Source organism: Caulobacter sp. 17J65-9, from assembly GCF_010975005.1.
In the GTDB taxonomy this organism is placed as follows: Bacteria; Pseudomonadota; Alphaproteobacteria; order Caulobacterales; family Caulobacteraceae; genus 17J80-11.
The window spans coordinates 1-6099 of record NZ_JAAIVC010000196.1 but is presented as its reverse complement, the minus strand read 5'-3'; the positions used below and the strand labels follow the sequence as shown (position 1 = coordinate 6099).

Sequence of the window (6099 nt, the reverse complement as noted above, 5' to 3'; positions counted from 1 at the left end):
CAGGGCCAGGGTCGCGGCGACGGCGGCGGCGGTCAGAAGAGACGTCTTACGCATGTTTCTGCTCCTGCGTTGGACGGCGCTCGAAGGCGCCTTCGCAAGGTCCAACGACAGGTCCGGCGCGATTCATCCGCGGCGGCGAAATTTTTCTGCAGAGCTGGGTTCAGCGCCGTCCGGGCTGAATGTCCGCTTTGGGTGGTGAGCAGACATCACCTACAGCGGGGCACTGGGGTTCGTGCCACGGACGCACCTTGACCGTGCACTGCCAGCTCGACAGCTTTTCAGTGGCGGACGAGGGTGACCTGGTCACTGGGGACTGGCGTCGCCGCGCCCACTTGAGCGTTCGCGCTTGCAGCCGTGACCGAGAATGCTGCGGCCAGCGCGAAAATGGGGAGCGGGTGGGTCATTCCCCTCGCCTCCGCGATACCAATTCGGCGCATCGCGGGCCTACGGTGACGGGCTGCGATCGGATCGGCGGCGCGCCTTTGGGTACGGCGACGATTGAACGCTCAGCCCCTACTACCTCGGCTGGAACGTCATAGAATACTACGAACTTGCTCTCGGCTCCCAAGGCGCGCCGGAACGCGGCCTCCGTGTCGGAGCCGGCAGGCGGCGTGGGAAACGGTCCCTCGACGATCTGTGCGTTTCCAGGCGCGATCATCACTGGACGATCGAATGAGGCCGGGCCGAGGTATCCGTCATAGCTCAAGCCGACGGTGCTGAAATCCGCACCGTCTGGCGCGCGCATATTCAGCATTAGGCCCGCTCGGGGCCCAAAGGCGAGCCCGGATGGCACCCGGATCGGCCGCCCGGTCGTGTTCTGAAGCGTGACTCTTAACGCGCAGTCCGCAGTGAGCTCCGCGCGAACGGCCAAGGGCGCAGGCTTGCGGTCGGCCGCGATGCTGCCCCCGGCGGCCGCAAGCACTCCCGCTATCGCCAAGGGCGAAAAGCAGTCGATCCAGCGCTGTGTGGCAGACATTTTACCGATCCAAAGATTTCGACGGCACATGGTCGGAAATCTTAGTTTAATCGAGCCTGTCGATCTTGTATTCGCCGTCACTCCAATGCAGCTCGTATAGTGCTGGCTGTTCTTGCGTGTGATATTTCGACCATTGAAACACAAGTATGCCGCCGTCGCGAATTGGTGTTTCGCTGCATTTCACCAAGCCAAAGTCGATCGCCCCAAGGGCCCCTTCGCCAATTTCTGATGCAAGTCCATCCGAAACGGGTATCCACCTGTGATCCACCTTGATTCTCCGCAGTCGATTTTCCGAGTACAGAAACCTTGCCTCCAGGGTTCTTCCTTGGCATTCGAATTGGACTTGCGCTGATCGCGGCGGTGCAAATGTTGGGTCGAAGGATGTTACTACGACATCATCATCCGGAGTGGCGATTGCGATCGCAGCTAGGGCAATAGCTAGCATTTGCGAGCCTCAAACTGACTGTTGGGACGCGGTGGCGTTCACTTTTGCGCCGGCACGCTCGGGGTGGCCGGCTCGGACCACCACTCCGGGAAAATGTTCAGGTCCTTGGGCGCGTGGGGAGTGATCAGGCGCTCGACCACCTGGTTTACGGCGCGGTAGTGCGCGCTGCACTCCGCGTTTCCGACGGCTGACGTGATCGCGCCGCCCTTCACGCGCTCGAAGGCGACCGGCGTGCCGTCGAAGCAGTCATCGACCTCGCCGGCCCAGTCGTGCGTCAGCTCATCCAGTTGCACGGTCGCGCGCAGGTACTCCGCTTTGGGCACCGTAAAGTTGTGCGGCTCCAGGGCTTTCACAGCGCCGGTCTCGGCGTCGCGGTGAACGACGACCAGGGCGACATTGGCGGTGTCGCCGTCTTCAGGCAGGTACAGAGTCATGGCGTACCAGTCCGAAAACGACGGCATGGCGACGTAGTGCAGAGCGTCTTTCGCGCCGCCAGCGGTCTGGCGTACCGAGGCCAGCGATCGGACGGCGTCGGCCTCCAGCAGGTCCTCTGAGGTCAGGGGGCGCGCGTGCGTCCGGGTCATCTCGAACGCGCGCATGCGCATCTGCTGCTCTGACTGCCACACCCGGTAGCCGTAGATCCCCGCCGCCACTAGCTCGACCACGACGATCAGTGTCGTTGCGTAGCCGATCAGGTGCAGCCAGCGAACCAGCCTAGACTTCGCCATGTGTCCCCCCTACGGGCATCGAAGCCATGTGGGCGGAACAGTCAAGCAGCCGGCGAGCCCGAAATGTCCGCTTTGGGTCGAAAGCGGACGTTAGACCGTCAGCGCAAACGATCGGCGTCGACGACCTCTCCGCCCATGTGTTCGATGAAAGCGGCCCGGATAGCCGCCCTATGCCGTTGCCATTTCTCGGGCTCGGAGTTCGGGTTCAGATTGTCCGCTAGGAACACCCACTCAACGAACTGATCTGCCGATACAGGCCCAGACGGAGGGATGAGGTCATCCACGTGGAGCGGCTTGTCGTTCTTCACGCATCCGCAGAAGCCCCAGGTCACGCAGACCACGTCCCACAGGGCGTCGTAACCGGTCTTGATCATCATCAGCCAACCTTGGCCTGCCAGCCTGCCAGACCGCAACTCCGTGGAATGTCCGCTATGGGTCGAAAGCGGACATCGGCTGAGAGGCGGGGTCAGACCCGTCGCCAGTTGACGAACCCTTCTCGGTCGTAGGCCGTGCAACTCAGCTCGATCACCGAGCGCGCTAGTCTCCGAAGCGCATCCGGCGAAGACAGGTCAGATTTGGACACGGGCTCGGCCGGCTGACAGACGGCGGCGACCCCGTGCCAGATTGTGTCCCCCAAGGCCAAGGTGTCGGCGATCTCGTCCAGGCTCTCGGAGCCGGTGATCAGGTGATAGACCTCTTCCCCCACCCCGAACGCCGTGGCTTCCTTTTTATAGAGAGGATCTCCCCATCGCGGATTGTAGTCGTCGATGACGCAGACGCTTCCGGCGTGCTGCTTGAGGCATTGCATGATGCGCTCAGCGCGGGCCTCGACCAGGGTGTCGACCGCCATCAGCGATCCGCCTCCAGCGACCGGCGTGGCCCTTGAGAAATCGAGGTTGCTCAACAGGAGTCCGCCGGACTCAAACGCATAGAGCCTTTCGGCGGCCGCCCCCTTCGGCGCGATTGTAAAGACCTCGCCGCGGGCGCCTTCGACGACGCGCCCCAACTCCGTGCAGAGCGTATTCACGCCGGCCAGGTGGTCTCTGACGTACGCCGCTCCCCGGCTGTCGAGCACAACGCGCTCCAGGCCCGCACCGGCGCCGACGTCAGCCATCGCGCGCTCCCGCCCGCTGAAAGCCCCGCCGACCAAGGCCGCCCCGCTCAATACGAAAGACCGTCTTTTCATAAAGCCGCCCTACCCCAGGCGGCACGTTAGTGGTCCTGGCCGATGTCCGCTATGGGTCGAAAGCGGACTCCCGACCGTCAGAGCGGCGCCTCGGTCACTTGAGCCGATGCTGGTGGCGCAGCGTGCGTTGGCTTTCTAAGGCGTGCTCGCCCGGGGGGATGAGCCATTCGCTTGGATCAGCGCTCGGGTAGGAAGGCTCGCCCTCTCGATCCCAACGGAGGCCAATCTCGTAAGGCTCGTCTTCGTCAGCCCAAAAGAACTGGTGCACGACGGTCCAGCCGAGCCGATGTAGTTCCGCCGCATGTCGGCTGGAGCCGGTCCTCAATAGCCCGCGATGTGAGTCTGTGGCGCCGCTGGTCATGGTGCGAGCTTGGCAGTGTCCCCGAGGAATGTCTGCAATGGGTCGAAAGCGGACCTGGCTGGCATCTCCGTTCGGGATGGAAAGCGGACATTCCCAAGGCTAGCGTGACTGCAGGATATTGGGGGGCGCGGATGCGCATTGAGGTTGAAGGCAAGTCCGCCGTAACGGATCCAACCGAGGCGCAAGTTCGCAAAAGCATTCTGGGGCTTCGTAGCTCTGGCCCATCCTCCTTCGCATCCCTGACTGACGATCTGGGTAACTACATCCAGGTCGGAGGAGGTGGCGTGACGTGCTTGCTGGAGCGCAGAGACGCTGGGACCGGCAGGCACTTCCGCGCCCACCATGCGGCACCTAGCGAGGTCTTCGCAGATGGCACAAAGCTGGTCTTCAGCGCGGGCGAAGTTCCACTTGCGGCGGACGAATGGTTCGACAGCAGGAGCGTACTCGAAGCGTTTCTTGCCTTTCGAACTCGCTCTGAACTTCCGGCCGATATTCTGTGGCGTGAAGTGACCGGATCTCTTTCCGGAGGGCAGGGAGGCGACGCGCCGCCTAATGCTGCGCGAGAGGCGAAGAGCTTCTCGGATAATTCTGTGCTCGGCAATTGGCGTCGGTTGGTGCTCGGCTTGACCTCCGCTCTGGCGTTCGCGCTCGTGTCGTCTTGGTCGTTCATGGGTTGGGAGGAAGCTATTCGGCCCGCGAGGCAGTTGCAGGTCGCTCTTCTTTCTGCGGCAGGCGCTGTATTGTTTCTTTGGGCCACTTGGGAAGGGTGGCGAGCGGACAGGAAGAGACGGCGTTAATGTCCGCTTTGGGTCGAAAGCGGACATTCAGCCGATCGCCTGCCCTCATGGCTGCGCCGTGCCAAGCCGCCCCTGGTCGAGGTCAGTTGTAGTTGGCGAGGTCGGCTGTCTGGCCGGGACGCGGACGGCGCACGCGTTCCAGTCTCGCCTCGAACTCATCGCCATAGTCTTGGCTGGTGAGGACCACGTGATCAGGGGCGATCTGAGCGACGTATCGGGCCGAGTCCATCTCGACCATTCGGCCCCCGCTGAGCATCTTCCGAGTGATCAGGAACGACGCCTTGTCGCCGTCGATCACGACGGGCGAAGACGCGCCGCCATGGCAGCCGCCCTCACAAAGGACGAGCAGGACCGTCGCCGTCGAGCCGTCCTGGCGCAATTCCATCTCGTACCCGGAAGCGTCACCGGATTCGTCGTTGAACAGGACGTTGCTATAGACCGCGGTCGTCCGTCCCTGGCCGGTGGCGGCGCATCCCGCGAGCAGCAATGGTGCGACGACCGTTAAGAGCCGTGCTGCGATCCGCATGATCACCTCCGCCAAACCGCGCCAGCGGTAAAAGCCCTTCGCGATTCGCACCATCCAGTTCCTGTCGCGCCGGAGGTTCAGCCGAACGGTGGGGAGGGAATGTCCGCTTTGGGTCGACAGCGGACATTGGCTGGGCTCGATAGACAGAAGTGAGGCCACGCACGTGCAAGCCCTCGAAGGTCGACGCATTAGGTCGTGGCGCTCAGTTGAACAGTTTGGATAGCTCGGGGACCCAGCGGGGAAGCCAGCCGAGGTGTTGGACGTAGCTTGCGGCCGTCAGGGTGATCGCGCCCGTCACGATGACGGTCATGGCGGCATTCAGCCAGTAAAGCACCGGCATCTCGCTCCGGTCAGCAGAGGCTCCGGAAAGCAAGGCCGGAACACGTCCAGTATACAGCGTACAGATCGTGGTCCAGACGGCGCTGGCCGCGAAAAACAGCAGGATCACGCCCACCCCTCGATCAAAGCCGAGAATTGACAGGCAGACGACGCCGACTAGCGGGAGGAGCAGGAAATTCAGGAAGCCGCCGAGGTAACCGGAGCCCTTCCGCAGTACGCGTCCCAAATTGCCCATTCCCATTTGTATTCCCGTCCTCAACGGCTGCGAGCGGCACGGTGAGGCTATCGGTTCCATTGGGCGCCGGCCAGCTTCCCCGGCAGTTCCCACGCCCATTTGGCTGGAGCGTCACAGGGTGTTCAACGGCCACAATGTCCGCTTTGGGTCGAAAGCGGACATTGACCACCTGCATCCGTCGGGATGCCGGAGCGGCTTAGATCCATGGTGGAATTGGAGCGCTCGCCGACATGGACATGAGGCTCGCCCTGCGTCCGCCGCCTCAGCGGGCTCCCGCGACCTTCGGCGGAGCGGCGCGCAGGTCTTCGGCGACCAGGCCCCGGCCGTAGAGCTTGTCAGCGCCTCGCGCCCCCAGGTCGACCGCGCCGGCTGCGAGATCGGCCACCGCCGCCTCGGCCGCCTTGCGGTCCGGACGGGCCAGCCGCAGGGCCAGCCGGCCCGCCACCAGCGGGGCGGCGTAGGAGGTGCCGCGCACGTTCGCCAGGCCGCCAGGGGCGGCCGCGGCC

The 6099-nt window shown here is 63.6% G+C and carries 7 protein-coding genes and 1 pseudogene; 2 read left to right on the top strand and 6 right to left on the bottom strand.

What is annotated here, in order from left to right; genetic code table 11:
• Nucleotides 1-199 (top strand): hypothetical protein (locus tag G3573_RS22065; RefSeq protein WP_205598371.1); only part of this gene is annotated, 199 nt, incomplete at its 5' end.
• A 1260-nt stretch (nucleotides 200-1459) separates the two neighbouring features.
• On the opposite strand, the gene G3573_RS19255 is transcribed toward G3573_RS22065, so the two are convergent.
• The 3 genes from G3573_RS19255 to G3573_RS19245 form a co-directional block, all read right to left on the bottom strand.
• Complete coding sequence (locus tag G3573_RS19255; RefSeq protein ID WP_163263301.1) at nucleotides 1460-2149, bottom strand: hypothetical protein; 690 nt, start codon at nucleotides 2147-2149, stop codon at nucleotides 1460-1462.
• A 98-nt stretch (nucleotides 2150-2247) separates the two neighbouring features.
• Complete coding sequence (locus G3573_RS19250) at nucleotides 2248-2526, bottom strand: hypothetical protein (protein WP_163263300.1); 279 nt, start codon at nucleotides 2524-2526, stop codon at nucleotides 2248-2250.
• An 89-nt stretch (nucleotides 2527-2615) separates the two neighbouring features.
• Nucleotides 2616-3263, bottom strand: coding sequence for a hypothetical protein (locus tag G3573_RS19245; RefSeq protein WP_163263299.1), 648 nt, complete (start codon nucleotides 3261-3263; stop codon nucleotides 2616-2618).
• Nucleotides 3264-3827: 564 nt separating this feature from the next.
• Here G3573_RS19245 and G3573_RS22060 point away from each other — a divergent pair.
• Nucleotides 3828-4493, top strand: a complete 666-nt coding sequence (locus G3573_RS22060) for a hypothetical protein (protein WP_205598370.1) — start codon at nucleotides 3828-3830, stop codon at nucleotides 4491-4493.
• Between the two features lie 82 nt (nucleotides 4494-4575).
• Here the strand turns inward: G3573_RS22060 and G3573_RS19235 are convergent, their stop codons facing one another.
• The 3 genes and pseudogenes from G3573_RS19235 to G3573_RS19225 all read right to left on the bottom strand — a co-directional run.
• On the bottom strand, nucleotides 4576-5073 hold the full coding sequence (locus tag G3573_RS19235) for a hypothetical protein (RefSeq protein WP_163263298.1): 498 nt from the start codon (nucleotides 5071-5073) through the stop codon (nucleotides 4576-4578).
• Between the two features lie 148 nt (nucleotides 5074-5221).
• Nucleotides 5222-5599, bottom strand: coding sequence for a hypothetical protein (locus tag G3573_RS19230; protein WP_163263297.1), 378 nt, complete (start codon nucleotides 5597-5599; stop codon nucleotides 5222-5224).
• Between the two features lie 256 nt (nucleotides 5600-5855).
• Nucleotides 5856-6099 (bottom strand): annotated as a pseudogene (locus G3573_RS19225) (hypothetical protein); the annotation flags it as partial.